Genomic DNA, 20,014 nt, shown 5'->3' with positions numbered 1-20,014 from the left:
GTTACTTCGGATCACTTTTTTACTAACTTTAATCATTAACTTTTTCTGTCGAATATGTTGTTATTAGACGTCATGAAAATTTGGAAGTAAAACAATGAGCCGGAAGGTGAACATCTCTGTTGACAATTTGCCCGATTCACTTCGTGGACAGATCCATGGTGTAGAAAGTGCAATCGATAACGAAAGTTTGGCATTGTTTACGGATAATAAAGATGTTCGAGTATCTTTAGAAAATGCTGCCCATGGGTTAAGAGCTTATTCTAATACCTTTAATCATTACGATTTATGGGGACGCTTTGTTCGTTCGGGACATAAAAAATTACCGTTAGAAGAAGCGCCTAAAAAAACAATCGTAACGAGGAAAATATCTGAAAAAGTAGATGGTATTCTATACGAAGGTGAGATAAAAATTACGCCTGCTGTTGTTAGTACTAAAAAAGATGGTGATGACGAAGAATTTTTAGTTTGGCCATCTGACCGAGAAGAAAAGGTTGAGCGCGCGCTGATCCGTCTGGCTTCTAAAGGCAAGATTGTTAAAATAAATTTTAAGTCCGGTATTCAATACGCAGTTATTTTTTCGATGAACGAGCTTGCTCAAGAATTAAAAGCTGTTGGTCAATCAATGCCTTATCCACAAATTAAGGAATCTTTGGAAGCCCTTCAAGGTTCTAAACTTTCGTTCAAATATACGGCTACAGATACTAAAAACCCAAATATTGATGATTCATTTTACGAATCAAACATGAACTTTCTGTCGTCATTACACTTTAGTGGCAAAAAAGGACAGGGCGGGAACATAAAATGTGTTGCATGTTTAAATGCATTTGTTCATAACATGATCGATAACTTGGAGTATAAAGGTTATTACTTCAACAGTGCTCAAGAGTTAAAACGTGGTTTATCTCGTTGGATGATGCTACGTTTGTATCATCTATGGCGTTACGCAGCTCCAGGTAAAACTTATCATTTTCGCCTAATTTCAATTATGGAAAAATACGGCTCAATTTATTCTGATGATGAAATTACAGAGAATAAATTGAAGGCACTTCGTCGTGATATGACCACAACAATGAAAGATTTGATCGAGAAAGGGGCGATATCCGAATACAATATTTCAAATGTTAAGGATGAAAAGTCCGGAAAAATCGTTGATTATGTGTACGAAATGCACCCATCTGCTCAATTCTGTGACGAGATATTGGCTCTCAATAAACACCATAAACGTATCGAAATTCAAGGTGGAAAACGTATCGTTGAAAATGTAGAAGTAATTGATGAAGATACATTAGAAGAAATCGTCAAAAAATAAGATTTCTTATTTTGGCTAGAATGGTATTTCTAGCCAAAATAAAGAACTTTGATATCAAAGCTAATTTCTATCCCAACTAAGGATATTTTCCGACCGAAATTTATCACTATCTAATTCTTCAAAACGATGCAGTCTAAAGAGCTAAAAGCCTTCTTAAAAATTTTCTGCGATGTAAAAATACTGGCATCAATAAATCTTGAAACTACATCAGCGGATCAAATTAATTCTTAATCTTTAGGAGAGAACAAGCATATCAATAATTCATATTTTCCTATTTAGAACAATCAAATAGAAAAAATTTTTTATCCGATAGTCGTTGATTTATTAGTGATTTCTAGATACTAGCCCGTGATCGATAAGCTATTTCAGAGCTTAAAATTTAATGATAAATCAAAATTTAACCTGAAGAAATTTAGTACTTAATCTGTGAAGATAACGATTTCATCTTAGCCTATAAGTTTTAAAGTGGTATAGAACACATCATACTATAAAGAGGACAAGTACAGTCAGTAGTTGTATGGACTATGCTTATCTATCAAGATTATGTTAAATTGTGTCACATCATTAAATTCTGTGTGGAATTAACCTTATTATTATTCAAATCTTTCTAAATAAATTCTATCGACTAGAAAGTTGTACTCTCGCTTTCTTGGATGATCATCTTTTTGTGTAAAATGACTTAACTCTCCAAGTTTAGTGTCTGGATGTGGGTTAAAGAGTATAAATGGAAGTGCGGCACTTACATGATAGCGATTTTGAGCTGTATATCTCACATTCACCTCAGGTGTTACTCTGGTTGGCCTTCTAATTCTGAGCTTTGCATTTTCTGATAGACTAGAAACTCTATATTTTTCTTGTTCTACTAGCTGTTGCCACTTTTCCTGATCTATCATCCTCGGATTTGAATAAAGTGAAGAGCGATTCAACATCTCCATAGCAAGTTCTTTACTCAAAACTCTGGTTGCATGTTTTTTCATCCAGGTAAATCGAACGGAATAGGGAGCTGTGGATTCGCTATGTATTTTTCGATAGGCAGCCAAAGTCATTAAGTTAGGAACTGCACTATGAACAGCTTCGAATCTGGCATCATTGTTAGAAATTTCCAGAATAGCATTTTTAAAATTTTCTTTGGCAAGATTCACTGCATTCACCCTAGACTTGATAACTTCTTTAGGGTCATTGACTAACAAAAGACCTGGGAACCTTTGCAACAACTTTCCGCTTTCGCGGTCGTTCAAATAGAGATCGCGATAAGCATCTAAACATTTAGAGAGTGCTTTTTCACCTTCTATTTTTGCAACTGCTATATTTGTTGGAGCGGTTTCTTCATCTTGCTTTTTTATATCAGGCAGTTCATAAAAAGTTGCCTTTTTTATATCGGCTTCAGTCAGTTCATGGCATAGCTGATTAATATGTTCGTTAAGAATATCGAAGGTTGAGCGTATATTAAATTTATTCATTGTATGATGTGTTCTTGTTATTTCTTATATTATACCAAAAAGAATGGAATCTCGCTAAGCGATTTTATTATGAGTATCTAATGGAACAAACTAACAACATCATTTGCACTAGACCTCCATTTTCTGAATTAAGTTGGATACCTTATTAGAATATCAGTTTGAGAAGCTAGGTATCTGATCAATTATTTGCGAATATTTTAGTGATGAGGTAAATGCTTATTACTTATAAAAGTATGATGTGTTCCAATAGATGTATACAAATTATATCAAAAATACTCTGATAGCTCATATTTATCTTCACTTATTAAGCTTTTATTCCGGAGTGTCTAGGTTTTTTGAGAAATAAAATATTAGCTAGTGAATTTTAAAATAGGAAAATGATTTTATGTTGTCTTGTTGAAACGGCTAATTAGTTTTGTGGAACTGAGATTGTTTCACTTATCCATGTATGATGTGTTCTTTATGGGTAGGACATAATTATATCAAATTTTTTTGGATTTCTCCTATAAAATTGGATTTTGATAAATTTTATAGGAGTTCTTAACGGGCAATAGTTATTTAAAAGCGGTGGCTAGTAATCACTCAGGATGACAACGCTACTTATCAGTTCTTTGATTAATTTTTAAATTTGGTAATGATTTTTATAAATTATCAAAAATGTATGATGTGTTCCTTGTGGCTCCTCGCGATAATACTCTTTTTTATAAATTAAAGTCAACTTTTGATACTGACAGAGTCTTCTTCTTTAGTCGTGAAAAACAATAGTAAGTGTTCACTTATTTTGTTTCGACCGAGCACTTTTTCGTAGGCATGAAGGTTTAATAAATTCTAGTTAGGCCGGAAAGGGAAGATGATAGATTGTTAGTAAGTGTATACTCACTATGAAATAGTCATTATTTTGGATCCTTTAATGGGATTGGCTAAATTATAGAGTAGAATACTGAGTTTAATTTTGCACTTTCAAAGAGAACAACCTTACCATTTCTTTTTCTTGGCTATGAATCTTCGAGTAACATCCGCACTTTTGTAGTCGTACCTGACTAAAACACGAAGACGGTTATAGTATAAGTTTCTTTTGCTTCATGCATATGTTCAGTTCGGAGTTGCAACGCTAGTACTAACTTTATAGTAACTAAACCAGCTACTTCAGTGATTGCTTACTATTATTCAAACTTCGCCGGAATAAATACTAATGTCAATGCCGTACTCGATTTGTAGCGAAGTTAAAATAATGGAAAAACAGGAGTTGATAGAAGACACTACTCCTGTGCTTTTATTATTTAAATATCATATAGTTTTTACACCTGAATTCATGGTCTGATCGTCAACGAGCAAAGTCGACAGAGATCTTTTCAAGCGTCTGAACAACTTGCTTGAGAGCGAGTCAAGCTAGATGTGCTAACTGTTAATGGGAAAATATTTCTGAAATTAACTGTCCCGAAAATAGTGAGATTTTTGGAAAGGAAAATAGCATTAAGCTATTGAGCGAGTAACTTTATACCTAATTATTTTAGGCAAAGTGACTATCCCTTGATACTGTAAGAATAAAAAAGTCGTTGTGTTAGACATAAAGAAAAGAGTGAGGGTCAATAGCAAACTCAGTAGTACTCTTGTTATCAATACTACCTTCTTGACAGTAGAATACTTTACTTATTTTTATCTGATTATAGAGATAAGCACTGCGTTACTACGTTGCCCAGCGAGATTTCGTTGTTTCAATAAGATAGCTTAATCAAGAAAATTTATTTTATTTAAATAACCCAGAGCATTGAAGAAAAATCTTTTCAGTGTTGAGTTCTCATTGGAGGATAGGCCTGTTGGAAGTATCTTTACGCGTCACTACTTTCAAAAACTATATACCATATGTGATTCGTACTCATAGCTATCACTATAGACTCATTTTTTCTTGCTTCCTTCCTACTCATAAAATACGACGAGTTGTTATCCAATGACTTGTAACTGAGTTAGATTACTAGTCTGAACTTAAATAAACCTCCAATTTAACATAACGCTCCAGCTAAAGTCAGTGTGTCATCTTTGTATATAAATGCTTTATCAGACGATTTGCTGAAGAGGTAGGGTGGGGGATTCCGCTTGATCACAAATTCTTGAATTGACTTCTATTCGTCAGCGCTACTAATCAAGGTACTCAAAGTGAAAAACAAGACGTCGACAAGATTATGTTTGATATTGGTATAGGTTCCAGGGTCTTCAATTCACTCTAAAATGAGTGATCGTACTCATTATAGCGACTTAAAGACTAGAATATAAAAGTCCGATACTCGTCAACTTTAAGTCCCGTTTTGTGCTCGCTGGAAAGATGTATTAAAAAACATCATATCTTAATGAGTTTGATATTGTGATTAATTTCTTAAATAGTTTTATCGAATGTTTCAAGTTTTGAAATTACATTATGTATGATGTGTTCTTTAGTGAAAACAAACTAAAGTTTTTCCTTGATGAATAAGGGGGCTTGGGGTACTGTTCAATGGTGGTAACACATATTGGAATGAGGAAAATACAATGGCTAATTGGAGCCCAAATAGCTGGAGAGATAAACCTATCTTGCAGCAACCTGAATACCCAAATTCAGAGAAGTTAAAATCAGTTGAAAAAGAACTAAATTCAGCACCACCGCTCGTTTTTGCAGAAGAGACGCGAAGCTTGTATAAAAGCCTAGCAGATGTTTGCGAAGGTAAAGCTTTTATATTGCAAGGTGGTGATTGCGCAGAATCGTTTTCAGATTTTAGTGCCGCTAATATTCGTGATACGTTCAAGACACTTTTGCAAATGGCTGTCGTATTAACATATGGCGGTAAATGCCCGGTAGTAAAAATTGCTAGAATGGCAGGGCAGTATGCTAAGCCCCGTTCTTCAGATTTTGAGACTATTGATGGTGTTTCTTTACCTTCATACCGTGGTGATATCGTTAATAGTTTTGAGTTTACGGAAGAAGCGCGTATCCCAGATCCTGATAGATTGATGAAAGCATATCATCAGTCAGCAGCAACACTTAACCTACTTCGCGCGTTTGCGCAGGGTGGCCTTGCTGATCTGCATCAGGTAAATCGCTGGAATATGAGTTTCGTAGCTGCAAATCCGTTAAAAGACAAATTTCAACAACTCGCAGAGCGTATTCAAGAAGCACTTGAGTTTATGGAAGTTTGTGGCATCGATTCAACAGTAGCACCAAGCCTGAAGGAAACTCCGCTTTATACCTCACACGAAGCGCTATTGTTAGGTTATGAAGAAGCGTTAACTAGACGAGACCACTTATCGGGGGATTGGTACGATTGTTCTGCTCACTTTGTTTGGATTGGTGAACGTACGCGTCAATTAGATCACGCACATATCGAATTTTTCCGTGGTATTAAAAATCCAATTGGCGTAAAAGTTGGCCCAGGGATGCAAGAAGATGAGTTAATTAAGCTTGTCGATGCGCTTAACCCTGATGATATTCCTGGTCGTCTAACACTTATCACTCGCATGGGTGCAGATGTGTTGCCGGAAAAACTCCCTAAATTAGTTCGCAGAATTCAAGAAGAAGGCCGCAAAGTTATTTGGACTTCGGATCCGATGCACGGAAACACTGAAAAAGCGACGACTGGATATAAGACACGTAGCTTTAACAATATCCTAAGAGAAATCAGTCAGTTCTTCGCAGTGCATAAAGCGGAGGGTAGCTATCCTGGCGGTGTGCACTTAGAAATGACAGGGCAACACGTCACTGAGTGTGTTGGTGGTGCCTATGGTCTATCAGACGAAGACTTATCTCAGCGTTACCGCACCCAGTGTGATCCGCGTCTAAACGCAGACCAAGTTTTAGAGCTAGGATTTTTAGTTGCTGATCTACTAAAAGACGCTCGTAAAACAGTATAAACAACAAACAAAGGGCCGCATTGCGGCCTTTTTAGTATTTATGGCGCTTTAACCCAGTTTCAGAAATAATCTTTGCTGATATTTCCTCAACGGAATAACGTGTACTGTTCAAGTAAGGCGTTCTATTCTTTTTAAATAGCATCTCGACTTCTTTGACTTCAATACGGCATTGTCTGATTGATGCGTACTTGGAGTTTGCCATTCTCTCTTGCCTTATTGCGGCTAGTCTTTCGGGATCTATGGTTAAGCCAAAGAGCTTACCTTTGTATTTATCCAGACATTTGGGTAGTTTTCCACTTTCTAAATCATCCTCTGTCATCGGATAATTCGCGGCTTTTATCCCATATTGCAATGCTAAATATAAGCTTGTCGGCGTTTTACCGCTGCGGCTGACACCAACCAATATGATGTCTGCCTCGTCATAATCTTTAATATTTGCGCCGTCATCATTTGCAAGTGCGTAGTTAACGGCATCTATTCTAAAATCATAAGAAGATTCGTGAATGCTATGCGTGCGGTGCATTTTTGGCACCGGCTGAACTTTTAGCTCTCTTTTTACTATTTCGCTCGCATAAGATAAAAAGTCGTAACAAACCCCTTGCGACGATAAAATAATATCGGACAATTCTGGATTAACGAATGTAAAAAACACCAATGGTTTTTCACCTGAAGTCTCAGCAACCGAGTCTATTAATTTTTTGATTTCATTTGCTTTTTTTACTGTTTCTACAAATGGTATCGTTTGGTGATTAAATTCTACAGGGAACATTGAAAGCGTTGCGTGACCAAACACTTCAGAGGTGATAGCGGTACCATCGGAAATATAAAATGCTGTTCTCATTTTGCTATTATTCATTCAGAAATTGTTGAAAATAAGCCATCGCGGTTTACGAAGACTGCCTTACCGTTGTAGAATGCCCTTGACCAAGTGGAAAGGTCAATTAATCTCTCACATTTAATACAATTTGTTTTGGAGACAGTTCCGTGCAAGACTACGTTCTCTGGTATCAAGAGTTGGGTATGCAAGATGTACCTCGAGTTGGTGGTAAAAACGCTTCTCTAGGTGAAATGATATCTAACCTTGCTAACGCTGGTGTACAAGTACCTGGTGGATTCGCAACAACTGCTGATGCGTTTAATGAATTTCTTGAGCAATCAGGCCTCAATGAAAAAATCCACTCAATCCTAGATACTCTCGATGTTGACGATGTCAACGAATTAGCCAAAGTCGGCACCCAGATTAGACAATGGGTTATCGATACACCATTCCAACCAGAATTAGATAAAGCAATCCGTGAGGCATATAGCCAGTTACACGGTGACGCAAGCCAAGATGTCTCCTTTGCTGTTCGTTCATCAGCAACAGCAGAAGATATGCCAGACGCCTCCTTTGCTGGCCAACAAGAAACTTTCCTAAATGTTCGTGGTATTGATGCCGTAATGGTCGCTATCAAGCATGTTTTTGCTTCGCTATTCAATGACCGTGCAATTTCTTATCGTGTACACCAAGGCTATGATCACAGAGGCGTGGCGCTTTCTGCTGGTATTCAGCGTATGGTGCGTTCAGACAAAGCATCGTCTGGTGTTATGTTCTCAATCGATACTGAATCAGGCTTTGAAGACGTTGTCTTCGTTACTTCTAGCTATGGTTTGGGCGAGATGGTAGTTCAGGGCGCAGTAAACCCAGATGAATTTTATGTTCATAAGCAAACGCTTGCAAAAGAAAAACCTGCTGTTCTTAAGAGAAATATTGGCTCAAAAGCAATCCAAATGATCTACTCAAGTGATGAGTCTCACGGCAAGCAAGTAGAGATTGTTGATGTAGACTCCGCACTATCTAACCAATTCTCGATTACAGACGCAGAGGTAGAAGAATTAGCAAAACAAGCTGTTATTATCGAAAAGCACTACGGTCGTCCAATGGATATCGAATGGGCAAAAGATGGTAATGACGGCAAGCTTTATATCGTACAAGCCCGTCCAGAAACCGTTCGTTCAAATGAAGATGCGAACGTAATGGAGCGCTTCCAGCTAAAATCAAAGTCTGAAGTTATTGTTGAAGGTCGTGCAATCGGTCATAAGATTGGCTCAGGCGTAGTTAAAGTCCTGTCTTCAATTGATCAAATGGACTCGGTAAAGCAAGGCGATGTACTTGTTACTGATATGACGGATCCTGATTGGGAACCTATCATGAAGCGTGCCTCTGCTATCGTAACGAATCGTGGTGGACGTACTTGTCACGCTGCAATCATTGCACGTGAGCTGGGGATCCCAGCTGTGGTTGGATGTGGTAATGCAACCGATTTGATCACCAATGGCGACACGGTAACAGTATCATGTGCCGAAGGCGATACAGGTTATATCTACAAAGGTGAGCTTGAATTCGATGTTATTTCTTCTCGCATCGATTCAATGCCAGCTATTCCGATGAAGATAATGATGAACGTAGGTAACCCAGATCGCGCGTTTGATTTTGCGAAGTTACCACATGCAGGTATCGGTCTTGCGCGTCTTGAATTTATCATCAACCGTATGATTGGTATTCACCCTAAAGCACTACTTCATTTTGATAAGCAAGATGCAGAGCTACAGGCTGAAATTAATGAGCTAATCGCAGGATATGAATCACCAGTAGAGTTTTATATCAGCAAGCTAGTTGAAGGAATTTCTACGCTAGGTGCAGCATTTGCTCCAGAGCGTGTAATCGTTCGTATGTCTGACTTTAAGTCAAACGAGTATGCAAACTTGGTTGGCGGCCAGCAGTATGAGCCGGAAGAAGAAAACCCAATGATAGGTTTCCGCGGCGCATCTCGTTACATTTCTGAAGACTTTAGAGAGTGTTTTGCATTAGAGTGTGAAGCCATTAAACGTGTTCGAAATGAGATGGATCTAACCAACGTTGAAATCATGATCCCATTCGTTCGTACCCTAGAAGAAGCAGCTCAAGTTATTGAAATCCTTGAAGCTCATGGTCTAAAACGTGGCGAGAATGGTCTAAAAGTCATTATGATGTGTGAACTTCCATCAAACTGCCTGCTTGCCGAAGAGTTTTTAGAATATTTTGATGGCTTCTCGATTGGTTCAAATGACCTTACCCAGCTAACACTCGGTCTGGACCGCGATTCTGGTCTTATCGCGCATCTATTTGATGAGCGAAATCCAGCTATCAAGAAACTACTTTCAATGGCAATTCAAACTGCTAAAGCAAAAGGCAAATATGTAGGTATTTGTGGTCAAGGTCCATCGGATCATGAAGATTTTGCAGCTTGGTTAGTTGAAGAGGGGATTGACTCGGTTTCACTTAACCCAGATACAGTACTCGAAACTTGGCTTTATCTAGCCGAAAAGTTTACTAAATAATTTAATGGCCCCAATGCAACACATTGGGGCCATTTCATTTCTGAAATGTCCTATCTAACTTTTCGCAGCCAAGCTTAAACAAACGCTGCACAATTTTTAAATGCTTCTTTGCGCCTTCATGATTCATTGAGAAACACACCAAGGCCGCAAGTAAAAAGATAACCGACGGACCGGGCACAACAAAGAAGATCAATGCTAGAATACAAAACACAATACCAACAAGGTCGTAAGTAATTTTCATGTTATTTCCTCCTATACAATATGAGTATAAGGTGTGTGGTAAAATAAACTATTTCCAATTGTAACAAACCATAAAATTCTCAAGTTGATCATTAATCCTTCGTGATACAATTAATTCAAAGCAAGTAAAATATACCGTCATGATCGCAAATATTAGTCAGCAGGATTCTGCAAACGAACTTATCAACCTCTATCAAAGTAAACTAACTGATGCAGGTTTTAGTGGGGACATTGATACGAGTTATGCAACTCGTCTTGTTACGTCAACCGACAATAGTATCTATCAGGAAATCCCTCAAGCAGTATTATTTCCTAGAACAAATCGAGACGTACAACTTGCACTTGAAATCGCCCAACAAGACCCATTTTTGTCTCTCACTTTTGGCCCTAGAGGCGGGGGAACTGGTACGAATGGTCAATCACTTACACCCGGTATTGTGATTGATCTATCGAGACACATGAGAGAAATTCTTGAGATCAATGAACAAGAAGGCTGGGTTAGAGTTCAGGCGGGTGTGATCAAAGATCAGCTTAATGACTTTCTAAGACCTTACGGCTATTTCTTTTCTCCAGATCTTTCCACCAGCAACCGAGCAACAATAGGTGGTATGGTAAATACTGATGCGTCGGGCCAAGGTTCACTCGTTTATGGCAAAACAAGCGATCATGTTCTTGGGCTTAAAACCTTTTTAGTGGACGGAACAGAGTTAAATACCTCGAAGTTAGCAATTGATAAAGCCGAGCTACTAGCTGAGCAAAATTCAAAGACTTCGCACATTTATGCAAATGTCATCGAGATCTGTCGAAGCAATCGAGCACTTATACTTGAAAAATTTCCAAGACTAAACCGCTTTTTAACCGGTTATGACCTCGAAAATGTATTCGACGATTCACTAACTACTTTTGATTTGTCTCGAATTATTACGGGTTCTGAAGGTTCGCTTGGTGTTGTAACCGAAGCAAAACTTAATTTAACGCCAATTCAGCCATATAAAACCCTAATCAATATCAAATATGACTCATTTGAATCAGCGCTTAGAAACAGCCCTTTCTTGGTTTCCGCTAATGCTACATCGGTCGAAACTGTAGATAGTAAAGTTCTAGGTCTTGCCAAAGAAGACATCATCTGGCATTCGGTATCGGACTTAATTCAAGATGTACCAGGTGTTGAGATGCAAGGTCTTAACATGGTTGAGTTTAATGGTGAATCCGAAGATGAAATTTCGTCTAAAGTCGATAGTTTATGTCAACGACTAGATCAGCTTATTGCGAATAAAGAGGCGGGTGTTATTGGTTATCAGCTTACCAACGATAAAACGGATATCCTTAAGATCTATGCGATGCGTAAAAAATCAGTTGGCTTATTGGGTAACGCAAAAGGTAATAAAAAGCCACTTGCTTTTGCCGAAGATACAGCCGTTTCGCCTGAAAACCTTGCTGATTTTATCATTGAATTTAGAGAGTTACTTGATAGTTACCAATTAGATTATGGTATGTTTGGTCATGTTGATGCCGGAGTTTTACATGTGCGCCCTGCACTTGATATGTGCGACCCCGAACAGGAAAAATTACTACGTGTGATCTCCGATAAAGTAGTGGCGTTAACTGCAAAATACCGAGGACTAATGTGGGGAGAGCATGGAAAAGGTTACCGAAGTGAATATGGACCAGAGTTTTTCGGTGAGCAACTCTTTAATGAACTTCGTAAAATTAAAAGTTTGTTTGATAAAAACAATCGCCTAAATCCTGGAAAAATTTGTACACCACTGGATTCAAGTGACCAATTAGTGTCGGTCGATGCACAGAAGAGAGCTTGGTTTGATCGTACAATCCCAACTGAAGTAAAAGTAAACTACGAAGCACCTATCAATTGTAATGGTAACGGACTTTGCTTTAACTATGATGACAACTCAGCAATGTGCCCATCGTATAAGGTAACCAAAGATCGTAGAAACTCTCCAAAAGGACGCGCTGGGTTATTTAAAGAGTGGTTACGACTACAAAGCAATAAAGGGATCGATTTGATTGCTGCAGAAAAGCAATTAATCAATCATGAAAATGATACTACTTGGTGGGAGCGCTTTCTCAATACCCGAAAGAAAAACGAATATGACTTTTCCCATGAAGTTAAAGCATCAATGGATGAATGTTTAGCCTGTAAAGCGTGCACAACGGCATGCCCAATAAAAGTGGATGTTCCTACGTTTCGAGCTAAGTTTTTAAACTTTTACTACAGCCGTTATAATCGTCCACTTAAAGACTACTTAGTTGCGAATATAGAGCGTGCACTACCTACCATGGCTAAGTTTCCAAATTTGGTTAACGCTCTACAAAGTAATCGCATATCAAACTTTTTCGTTGAACGGCTGATTGGCTATATCGACTCGCCAGCGCTAAGTAAGGTGCAGCTTAGCAAGTTAGTGCCGAACAAATATTTCTATTCAGAGCGCAGTTTTGAAAAGTTAAGCGATGAAGAACAAAAAAGCGTGGTATTTGTTGTTCAAGATCCTTTTACTAGTTTCTATGAAGCAGAATTAGTATCGGACTTTGTGCAAGTTATATCAAAACTTGGGTTTTATCCACTTGTATTACCATTCAAACCAAACGGTAAGCCACAACACGTCAAAGGCTTTTTAAAGGAATTTAAATCGACTGCGAAGACTGCCGCACAGTTTTTAAATACAATCAGTGAATATAACAGGCCTTTAGTTGGGCTCGATGCCTCTTTGGTGATGTGCTATCGCGATGAATATAATGATATTCTCAAAGAGAACAGGGGAGACTTTCAGGTACAACTAGCGCATGAATGGCTTGCCACTATCGATATCCCAACGGCTGCGACAATCAGTCCATCAAAATTTACGTTGATAAATCACTGTACTGAAACAACAGCAATGCCTGAATCTAAAAGTGTTTGGCAAGGTATTTTTAATAAGTTGAACTCTAATTTAGAAACGGTTAATACGGGCTGTTGTGGCATGGCGGGAACTTATGGCCACGAAGCGCAAAATCAAGAAAATTCAAGAGCCCTCTACGAATCCTCATGGCAGCATCATATTGATAACGCGGCTCAAGGTGAAGTATTAGTGACCGGCTTCTCTTGTCGATGTCAGGTTAAGCGCTTTAGTGGAGAAAAACCAAAACACCCGCTTCAAGCACTTAATAAACTACTAGATTAGTATAGTAGTTAAACGAGCCCAGTTTACTGGGCTTTTTTTATTAATAGTTTTAGCCGAAGACAAACTGAGTAAATTCACTTTATAGTATGATGTGTTCTTTGGGCATACTGCGCGAACACAAGTCCCTTATTCTTGAACTACTATAATTGACGGCTCAATAACATTGATCCAATTAAAGACTTAAAAGCTATATTTACCATCATCTATACAACACCAGTAAACGAGTATTCGATAGTGCAGTCGCTGATAAGTCAATAAGCTATTATTATTGCTTGACCATAATTCTAAAGGGGATTGGGCGTTGTGTTTCCAGCTGCTTAAGTTTATCTATCGACTTATCGGTAAAGGTATGGCCTTTTGGTAGCAATAAAATTCCTTGATTACTGTGAAGCGCTAAACCCAATATCATGCCTGGCTTGAGCTTTTCAGTTGTCAATATATCAACCGAACCGACTTGCTCTTGGCCTAGCTCATTGTTACTTACAGCTTGCTCTAAAATATCAACAACTTCTGGGGAGTAGAAATTTCCTCTATAGGTTCGGATAAGGTCTAGGGCTAAATCGGCTTTCTCTTTATCAGAACCGTTAGCGCTGTATAAATTGTCATAATAATCTCGGGCGACCGCAAGTATCTGTGAGCCCAAAGGAATTTCTTTGCCTTTAAGACCTTTAGGGATCCCTTGACCATTAAATTTTTCAAACTGATGATAAATCGCCTCGGATACGTCAGATAAGTGCTGCGCTGGCATCAACATAAGCTGTGCAATGGAAGGATGCGTATAATAAATTTTCTTTTGTGCTTCGCTTAGTTTTCTAGGTGGCGATTTATAAATTTCTGGGTCCATAGCAAGTAAACCTACTTCCGCTAAATACCCTGACATCATAGCTGTTTCAGCTACTTCACTAGAAAGTTCTAGCTTGTTAGCTATAATTTTACATAATTTGGCTATGCTCTTCGCTTTTTTACCATCGATAAATGGATTTGCATTCAGAAAATTATAAAGTAACTCGACGGTAGCCCGATGTTCTTTACGTTCTTTTTGATTAGCTTGCTCTAATTGACTTAATACTTTGCGGATCTGTGCAGTACGTTTTTGTACAAGTCCTTCAAGGTTTTCATTTAATTCTGTTAGTTGCGTATTTTTTTGTACTATTTCTTCATTTAGTCTCTTATTTACGCTTTTTAACCTGTATTTCTCTGAACATTCTCTCACGGTATGTACGAGTATATCGTTATCCCAAGGCTTTTGAATATATGCATGGATCCCACTTTCATTAATGGCTTTAATTGTTGAAGCAAGATCAGAGTATCCTGTCAGTAATATCCGTTGTGTATCTGGGCAAATACGCTTTACTTCATGCAAAAATGTGGCGCCATCCATTTCAGGCATCCGCATATCACTAATAACAACTTCAAAAGAGGAGTCTCGGATCAGCGCCAAGGCTTGCTGTGGATCGCTACAGAGCTCAGCGTGTATTCCATTTTGACGGAATAAGCGATTTAACGACCGTATCACATTCGTCTCATCATCGAGACAAAGCACTCGTATCGCTTCATTTGAAGTCGTTGATTGCTCGCCAAATTCCAAAGTTCTATCTCCTAAATGAATTAATTTAAACTTAGTTCAAAAAGCAAACCACGACAAGAAACCGATAAAATACGCCTTAAGTCTAATATTACCCTTCAACCTGATTAATAACTTTTTAATATATGCTTAAGAAACAAACTAGTAACTGTATAAACTTTAGAGAACTAGGCTAGTAACTATCGCTTAATATTAAATAATTACAGTTTCATTTCCATGTGTCAGTGAATCAAAACTAAGCATATGAATCAATAATTTAGTGTTACATTTTGATGAAAAACATGGCTCAATTTACGCTTACGTTAACGTTACCAGCTAGAGAAAAATGTTGTTGCCATATTGATTTTATGTGTTAGGTTTATGTTGTTATTGTTAACCAAATACAATAAATGGTTGGAGAACCAAACTATGAAACAACATGTAAAGACCCTTAAATTATCGCAAATGGCTTCGATCCTCGGAGCCATTTTCTGCGCTAACTCATACGCTTATAATTGTGATGGTTTACCTGAATGGTCACAAAATTCGGCATATAATGGTGGTGCTCAAGTACAAAAATCGCAACAAGCTTTTGAAGCAAAGTGGTGGACTCAGGCTGATCCTGTTACCCATTCCGGACAATGGGATGATTGGAAAAAATTGGGCGACTGTGACAGCGTTGTCACCAACACACCACCTACAGTACAAAGCTTACTCCCAGCTGACGGCAGCGCTTTTAACGAAAATGACAGCGTTGCCATTTCTGTAAATGCAACAGATAGCGATGGCCAAGTAACGCAGGTAGAGTTTTTTGTAGATGGCACGTCTGTTGGTATTGATACCACAGCGACAGGTGATAATTTTTCATTTAACTGGTCAGCAACCGCTGGAACACACGCAATTTCAGTTGTTGCAACAGATGACAAGCAAGCTGTGTCCAACACATTAATAACTAATGTTATCGTTAATACGACAGGAAATCAGTTACCTACAGCAAATCTTTCGTTAGGCGGAGGTAATAACCTGGTTATTAATCAACCTGTAGACATCGTTCTTGATGGTTCAGATCCAGACGGCTCAATCGCAAAACTAACACTGCTTATCAACGACCAAGTCGCATTTGAGAGCACAACAGCACCGGCACAGCACACTTGGACACCAACGCAACTGGGCACAGTAACATTAAAGCTTGTTGTTGAAGATAATACCGGTGCGACAGCAGAGAGCATACTCAACGCAAATGTGGTTGAAACACCGCCAGTTGTAAACAGCTGTGTTCCGCATGGTCTTTATCAGACTCCAAATACATCGCCTAATTACTGTGATATTTATGATGAAAGCGGTCGAGAAAAAATGGGCACCGATCACCCAAGACGCGTCATCGGTTACTTCACCAGTTGGAGGACAGGTAAGAATGGTCAACCGAGCTATTTAGTTGATGATATTCCATGGGATAAGATCACCCATATCAATTACGCTTTCGCGCACGTTGATGCCAATAACAAGGTTTCAATAGGTAATCCAACAGCTCCTAACAATGCAGCGACGAATATGACTTGGCCGGGGGTTGCTGGTGCAGAGATGGATCCATCTCTTCCCTATACCGGTCACTTTAACTTGCTGAACAAATTTAAGAAACAGCATCCTGATGTTAAAACCTTGATCTCAGTCGGCGGTTGGGCAGAAACCGGTGGCTACTTTGACGAAACAGGTAAGCGAGTTGCCAGCGGCGGCTTCTATACGATGACGACCAATGCAGATGGCAGCGTGAATCACGCTGGTATTGACGCGTTTGTAGCAAGTTCAGTTGAATTTATCCGTAAATACAACTTTGATGGTGTCGATATCGACTATGAATATCCATCTTCTATGAATGACTCTGGTCACCCGGATGATTTTGCGATATCAAACCCGCGTCGAGCAGCATTGAATGCTTCTTATCAAGTGTTAATGAAAAAGCTAAGAGAAGCATTAGATCAAGCAGGTCAGCAAGACAATACACACTATCTATTGACGATCGCATCACCGTCTTCTGGTTACCTTCTACGTGGTATGGAGACATTCCAAGTCACCAAGTATCTAGACTACGTCAATATCATGTCTTATGACTTACATGGAGCGTGGAACCAGCACGTTGGTCATAACGCATCGCTATTCGACACCGGCGAAGATTCCGAGCTAAAACAGTGGAATGTTTACGGCACTAAAGAGTTTGAAGGTATTGGTTACCTAAACACTGATTGGGCGGTCAAATATTTTAGAGGCTCTGTCTCTGCTGGGCGCATCAACATCGGTATCCCTTATTATACTCGTGGTTTTAGAGATGTAACGGGTGGTACAAATGGCCTTTGGGGGCAAGCTGCATTACCTAACCAAGCTGATTGTCCTCCGGGGACTGGCAGCGGTGAAAAGAACAAGTGTGGTAATGGTGCTGTGGGTATCGATAACTTGTGGCACGACAAGAACGATGTTGGCTTAGAAGTACCCGCAGGTTCTAATCCGCTTTGGCATGTTAAAAACCTTCAAAATGGCGTGTTAGGAAGTTACCTAAGTGATTATGGACTAGATCCAGTTAACAACCCAGAGCATCAGATTAGCGGTACCTATGCCCGCCATTATGATTCAGTAGCGGTTGCTCCTTGGCTCTGGAATGCCAGTAAGAATGTTTTCTTATCCATTGAAGATGAAGAGTCAATGGCTGCGAAAGTCGACTATGTCATCAACCAAGAACTAGGCGGAATCATGTTCTGGGAGCTTGCTGGTGACTTCGATTATGATGTAAGCAAAAATGAATATTTCATGGGTTCATCGCTAACAAGCTTAGCCTACAACAAGTTTAACCAAAGTGGCACACCATACTCTGTTAAACAAGGAAATAAGACCTTTGTAAAACCAGCTTCTGCAGTTGATGTCACATTCGTTGCTAAAGATTTCCCAGCCGGAGATGCTAACTATCCAATTGCACCAACTTTTGCCTTTACCAACAACTCAGCGATAGATTTGAGTGGCGCAAAAATTTCGTTTGATGTTCCTGTTGCAACATCGGCAATTTTCAAATCTAACTGGAATGCACAAGAAAAGCTTGGTATGGCAGTGGACGTAAATGGCTCAAATGCTGCGGGTAATAATATTGGCGGCTTCGAAAACGAATTCCACCGATTCTCAATCACGCTTGTGAACGAGTGGGGTGGAACGCCTAAGTCTTTTGCTCCTGGTGAAACCATCAATGCCCAAGTCATGTACTACATGCCGATTTCTGGTCCTGTTAACTTTGTGGTTGAGAAAGACGGTAATCGCTACGCATTTACCAGCGAATATAACGACCTACCAATCGCAACACCTGGTACAGGGCCTACAGATCCGGTAACTAGCTGTAAAGGTACACCTATCAGTCAAATTGTGGTTTACCCGAACTTGCCACAGGGCACACATGCAGCTCAAGGTGATTTAATTGTTGAAGGAAACGCGGTGTATGAAGCGAAATGGTGGAGCAATAAGCAACCATCAGTCAGTAGCGACTATACCAAGGTTTGCAACTTGTAAATAATAAATGGGGAGCTTTGCTCCCCTTTATAAAAGGCGAATAAGCATGAATAGTTTACACCGTAAATATGCGCTTGGTCTTTTTGGCGCAACCTCAGCTTTGCTTTCAAGCGCAGTTTCAGCTCATGGCTTTATGGACTTTCCCAAAGCAAGGCAAGCGATCTGCCAAGCGCAAGGAGGTTATTGGTGGCCGGATGATGGCTCAAATATCCCAAATTTAGCGTGTCGAGCAGCTTTTCTAGACTCAGGCCATTTTCAGTTTGTGCAAGAGCATGAATTTTCGACCAATACCGCTGACTACAATAACCTAGAGGCAGTAAAAGCGAATATCCCCGATGGTACGCTTTGCTCAGCTGGTGACTCAAACAAAAGTGGCATGAGTGTTGTTTCACCACACTGGCAGCGTACAGTTGTAGAGCCAAACGCTCAAAATAAACTTGCCATTAGCTTTAGGGCGACAACACCTCATAATCCCAGTTTTTGGCAGTTTTTCCTGTCAAAGCCAAACTACGATGGCGATACATCTCCTCTGACTTGGAGTGATTTAGAGCTTATTAATGAATTTGGCAATATTGATTTCGTTGTGGATCCTGAAGGTAAACGCTTCTATAAAATGGAAATAGATATACCGCAAGGCCGTGAGGGCAATGCAGTTTTATATACCCGTTGGCAGCGATTTGATGTCGCAGGAGAGGGATTTTACAATTGCTCTGATATCACAATAACCTCAACAGGCACGCCTCCAGAATGGGTGAGCAGCGGCTATTTCTTAAAGCAAGGGCAAGATGCTAAAGCCGGTGATAGCGTGTGGTTTAGGACGTTTGATCAATCTGGAAATGAATTAATTAGCCATAACTTGAATGTAACCTCCACTAATGCATCAACATGGCAAGCTGAGTTAGCTCTTTATCTTAATAGCAATTACGGAAATAAGGTCAACATTGGTGTTAAGCAATCGGACGGTTCAATTGCGTTTGATGCAAACGCCTTATTAGCAAACGAAGTATTTTTGCCGCATGCCGCTTACACCAGCAATCTTAGCGTTGTAAAAGGGGGTGACAACACCGCTCCTACGGTGAATCCAATTTCTAACCAAAGCATCGCAGAAAATAGCCAAGCGACAGTGCATGCTCATGCGTTTGACGACCAAAATGACCCGCTGACATTCATTTGGAGTATTCCTGCACCGCTTAGCTTTAGTGGCGAAGGTGACACGATTTCCATCTCAACACCTGAAGTGACGGCTGATCAAACCTTTCAGGCTGAACTTAATGTCACCGATGGCAAAGCAAGCACGACCGTAAGTTTCTCAATTACCGTTCAAGATAGCACCAATAATCAATACCCAGCTTGGAATAGTACAACTACCTATGTCGCAGGCGACAGAGTAACGCATCAACAGAAGGTGTATGAGGCCAAGTGGTGGACTCAGGGAGAAGAGCCCGGCGCATCCGATGTTTGGAAAGCAATTTAAAGAAAA

The 20,014-nt window shown here is 39.5% G+C and carries 10 protein-coding genes; 6 read left to right on the top strand and 4 right to left on the bottom strand.

Annotation, left to right across the window (positions count from 1 at the left end; genetic code table 11):
- Window positions 1–94 precede the first annotated feature (94 nt).
- Complete coding sequence (locus EXT47_RS20680; protein WP_039495338.1) at window positions 95–1,309, top strand: hypothetical protein; 1,215 nt, start codon at window positions 95–97, stop codon at window positions 1,307–1,309.
- 593 nt (window positions 1,310–1,902) lie between these two features.
- Here the strand turns inward: EXT47_RS20680 and EXT47_RS20675 are convergent.
- The gene (locus EXT47_RS20675; RefSeq protein ID WP_130127463.1) at window positions 1,903–2,769 is read right to left on the bottom strand and encodes a DNA replication terminus site-binding protein; all 867 of its coding nucleotides are present in this window, start codon (window positions 2,767–2,769) and stop codon (window positions 1,903–1,905) included.
- 2,523 nt (window positions 2,770–5,292) lie between these two features.
- On the opposite strand from EXT47_RS20675, the gene EXT47_RS20670 reads away from it, so the two are divergent.
- Complete coding sequence (locus EXT47_RS20670) at window positions 5,293–6,648, top strand: class II 3-deoxy-7-phosphoheptulonate synthase (protein WP_069019171.1); 1,356 nt, start codon at window positions 5,293–5,295, stop codon at window positions 6,646–6,648.
- Between the two features lie 31 nt (window positions 6,649–6,679).
- On the opposite strand, the gene EXT47_RS20665 is transcribed toward EXT47_RS20670, so the two are convergent.
- A complete protein-coding gene (locus EXT47_RS20665; RefSeq protein WP_039495336.1) occupies window positions 6,680–7,489 on the bottom strand; it encodes a pyruvate, water dikinase regulatory protein in 810 nt (269 codons plus the stop codon).
- 143 nt (window positions 7,490–7,632) lie between these two features.
- Between EXT47_RS20665 and ppsA the strand changes: the two genes are divergently transcribed.
- On the top strand, window positions 7,633–10,008 hold the full coding sequence (gene ppsA / locus EXT47_RS20660) for a phosphoenolpyruvate synthase (RefSeq protein ID WP_069019173.1): 2,376 nt from the start codon (window positions 7,633–7,635) through the stop codon (window positions 10,006–10,008).
- A gap of 34 nt (window positions 10,009–10,042) precedes the next feature.
- Here the strand turns inward: ppsA and EXT47_RS20655 are convergent, their stop codons facing one another.
- Window positions 10,043–10,249, bottom strand: a complete 207-nt coding sequence (locus tag EXT47_RS20655; RefSeq protein ID WP_130127462.1) for a PGPGW domain-containing protein — start codon at window positions 10,247–10,249, stop codon at window positions 10,043–10,045.
- 139 nt (window positions 10,250–10,388) lie between these two features.
- Between EXT47_RS20655 and EXT47_RS20650 the strand changes: the two genes are divergently transcribed.
- The gene (locus EXT47_RS20650; protein WP_130127461.1) at window positions 10,389–13,427 is read left to right on the top strand and encodes an FAD-binding and (Fe-S)-binding domain-containing protein; all 3,039 of its coding nucleotides are present in this window, start codon (window positions 10,389–10,391) and stop codon (window positions 13,425–13,427) included.
- Between the two features lie 265 nt (window positions 13,428–13,692).
- Here EXT47_RS20650 and EXT47_RS20645 read toward each other — a convergent pair whose 3' ends face one another.
- Window positions 13,693–15,015, bottom strand: a complete 1,323-nt coding sequence (locus EXT47_RS20645) for an HD domain-containing phosphohydrolase (RefSeq protein ID WP_130127460.1) — start codon at window positions 15,013–15,015, stop codon at window positions 13,693–13,695.
- A gap of 405 nt (window positions 15,016–15,420) precedes the next feature.
- On the opposite strand from EXT47_RS20645, the gene EXT47_RS20640 reads away from it, so the two are divergent.
- Together EXT47_RS20640 and EXT47_RS20635 are read left to right on the top strand one after the other, a co-directional pair.
- Window positions 15,421–18,534 (top strand): glycosyl hydrolase family 18 protein, encoded by a 3,114-nt coding sequence (locus EXT47_RS20640; protein ID WP_130127459.1) that lies wholly within the window; start codon window positions 15,421–15,423, stop codon window positions 18,532–18,534.
- A gap of 46 nt (window positions 18,535–18,580) precedes the next feature.
- Window positions 18,581–20,008 (top strand): lytic polysaccharide monooxygenase, encoded by a 1,428-nt coding sequence (locus tag EXT47_RS20635; RefSeq protein WP_130127458.1) that lies wholly within the window; start codon window positions 18,581–18,583, stop codon window positions 20,006–20,008.
- The last annotated feature ends 6 nt before the right edge of the window (window positions 20,009–20,014 follow it).

The sequence above is a fragment of the Pseudoalteromonas sp. CO342X genome, from assembly GCF_004208915.1.
Lineage (GTDB): Bacteria > Pseudomonadota > Gammaproteobacteria > Enterobacterales > Alteromonadaceae > Pseudoalteromonas > Pseudoalteromonas maricaloris.
Note: the sequence above shows the minus strand (reverse complement) of the source record. Positions and strands in the feature narration are given on the sequence as shown.

Excerpts from the sequence above, each read along its gene's own strand:
- EXT47_RS20665 (WP_039495336.1), bottom strand. The coding sequence starts at position 7,489 with ATGAGAACAGCATTTTATATTTCCGATGGTACCGCTATCACCTCTGAA.
- EXT47_RS20680 (WP_039495338.1), top strand. The coding sequence starts at position 95 with ATGAGCCGGAAGGTGAACATCTCTGTTGACAATTTGCCCGATTCACTT.
- EXT47_RS20640 (WP_130127459.1), top strand. The coding sequence starts at position 15,421 with ATGAAACAACATGTAAAGACCCTTAAATTATCGCAAATGGCTTCGATC.
- EXT47_RS20670 (WP_069019171.1), top strand. The coding sequence starts at position 5,293 with ATGGCTAATTGGAGCCCAAATAGCTGGAGAGATAAACCTATCTTGCAG.
- EXT47_RS20655 (WP_130127462.1), bottom strand. The coding sequence starts at position 10,249 with ATGAAAATTACTTACGACCTTGTTGGTATTGTGTTTTGTATTCTAGCA.
- EXT47_RS20675 (WP_130127463.1), bottom strand. The coding sequence starts at position 2,769 with ATGAATAAATTTAATATACGCTCAACCTTCGATATTCTTAACGAACAT.
- EXT47_RS20650 (WP_130127461.1), top strand. The coding sequence starts at position 10,389 with ATGATCGCAAATATTAGTCAGCAGGATTCTGCAAACGAACTTATCAAC.
- EXT47_RS20635 (WP_130127458.1), top strand. The coding sequence starts at position 18,581 with ATGAATAGTTTACACCGTAAATATGCGCTTGGTCTTTTTGGCGCAACC.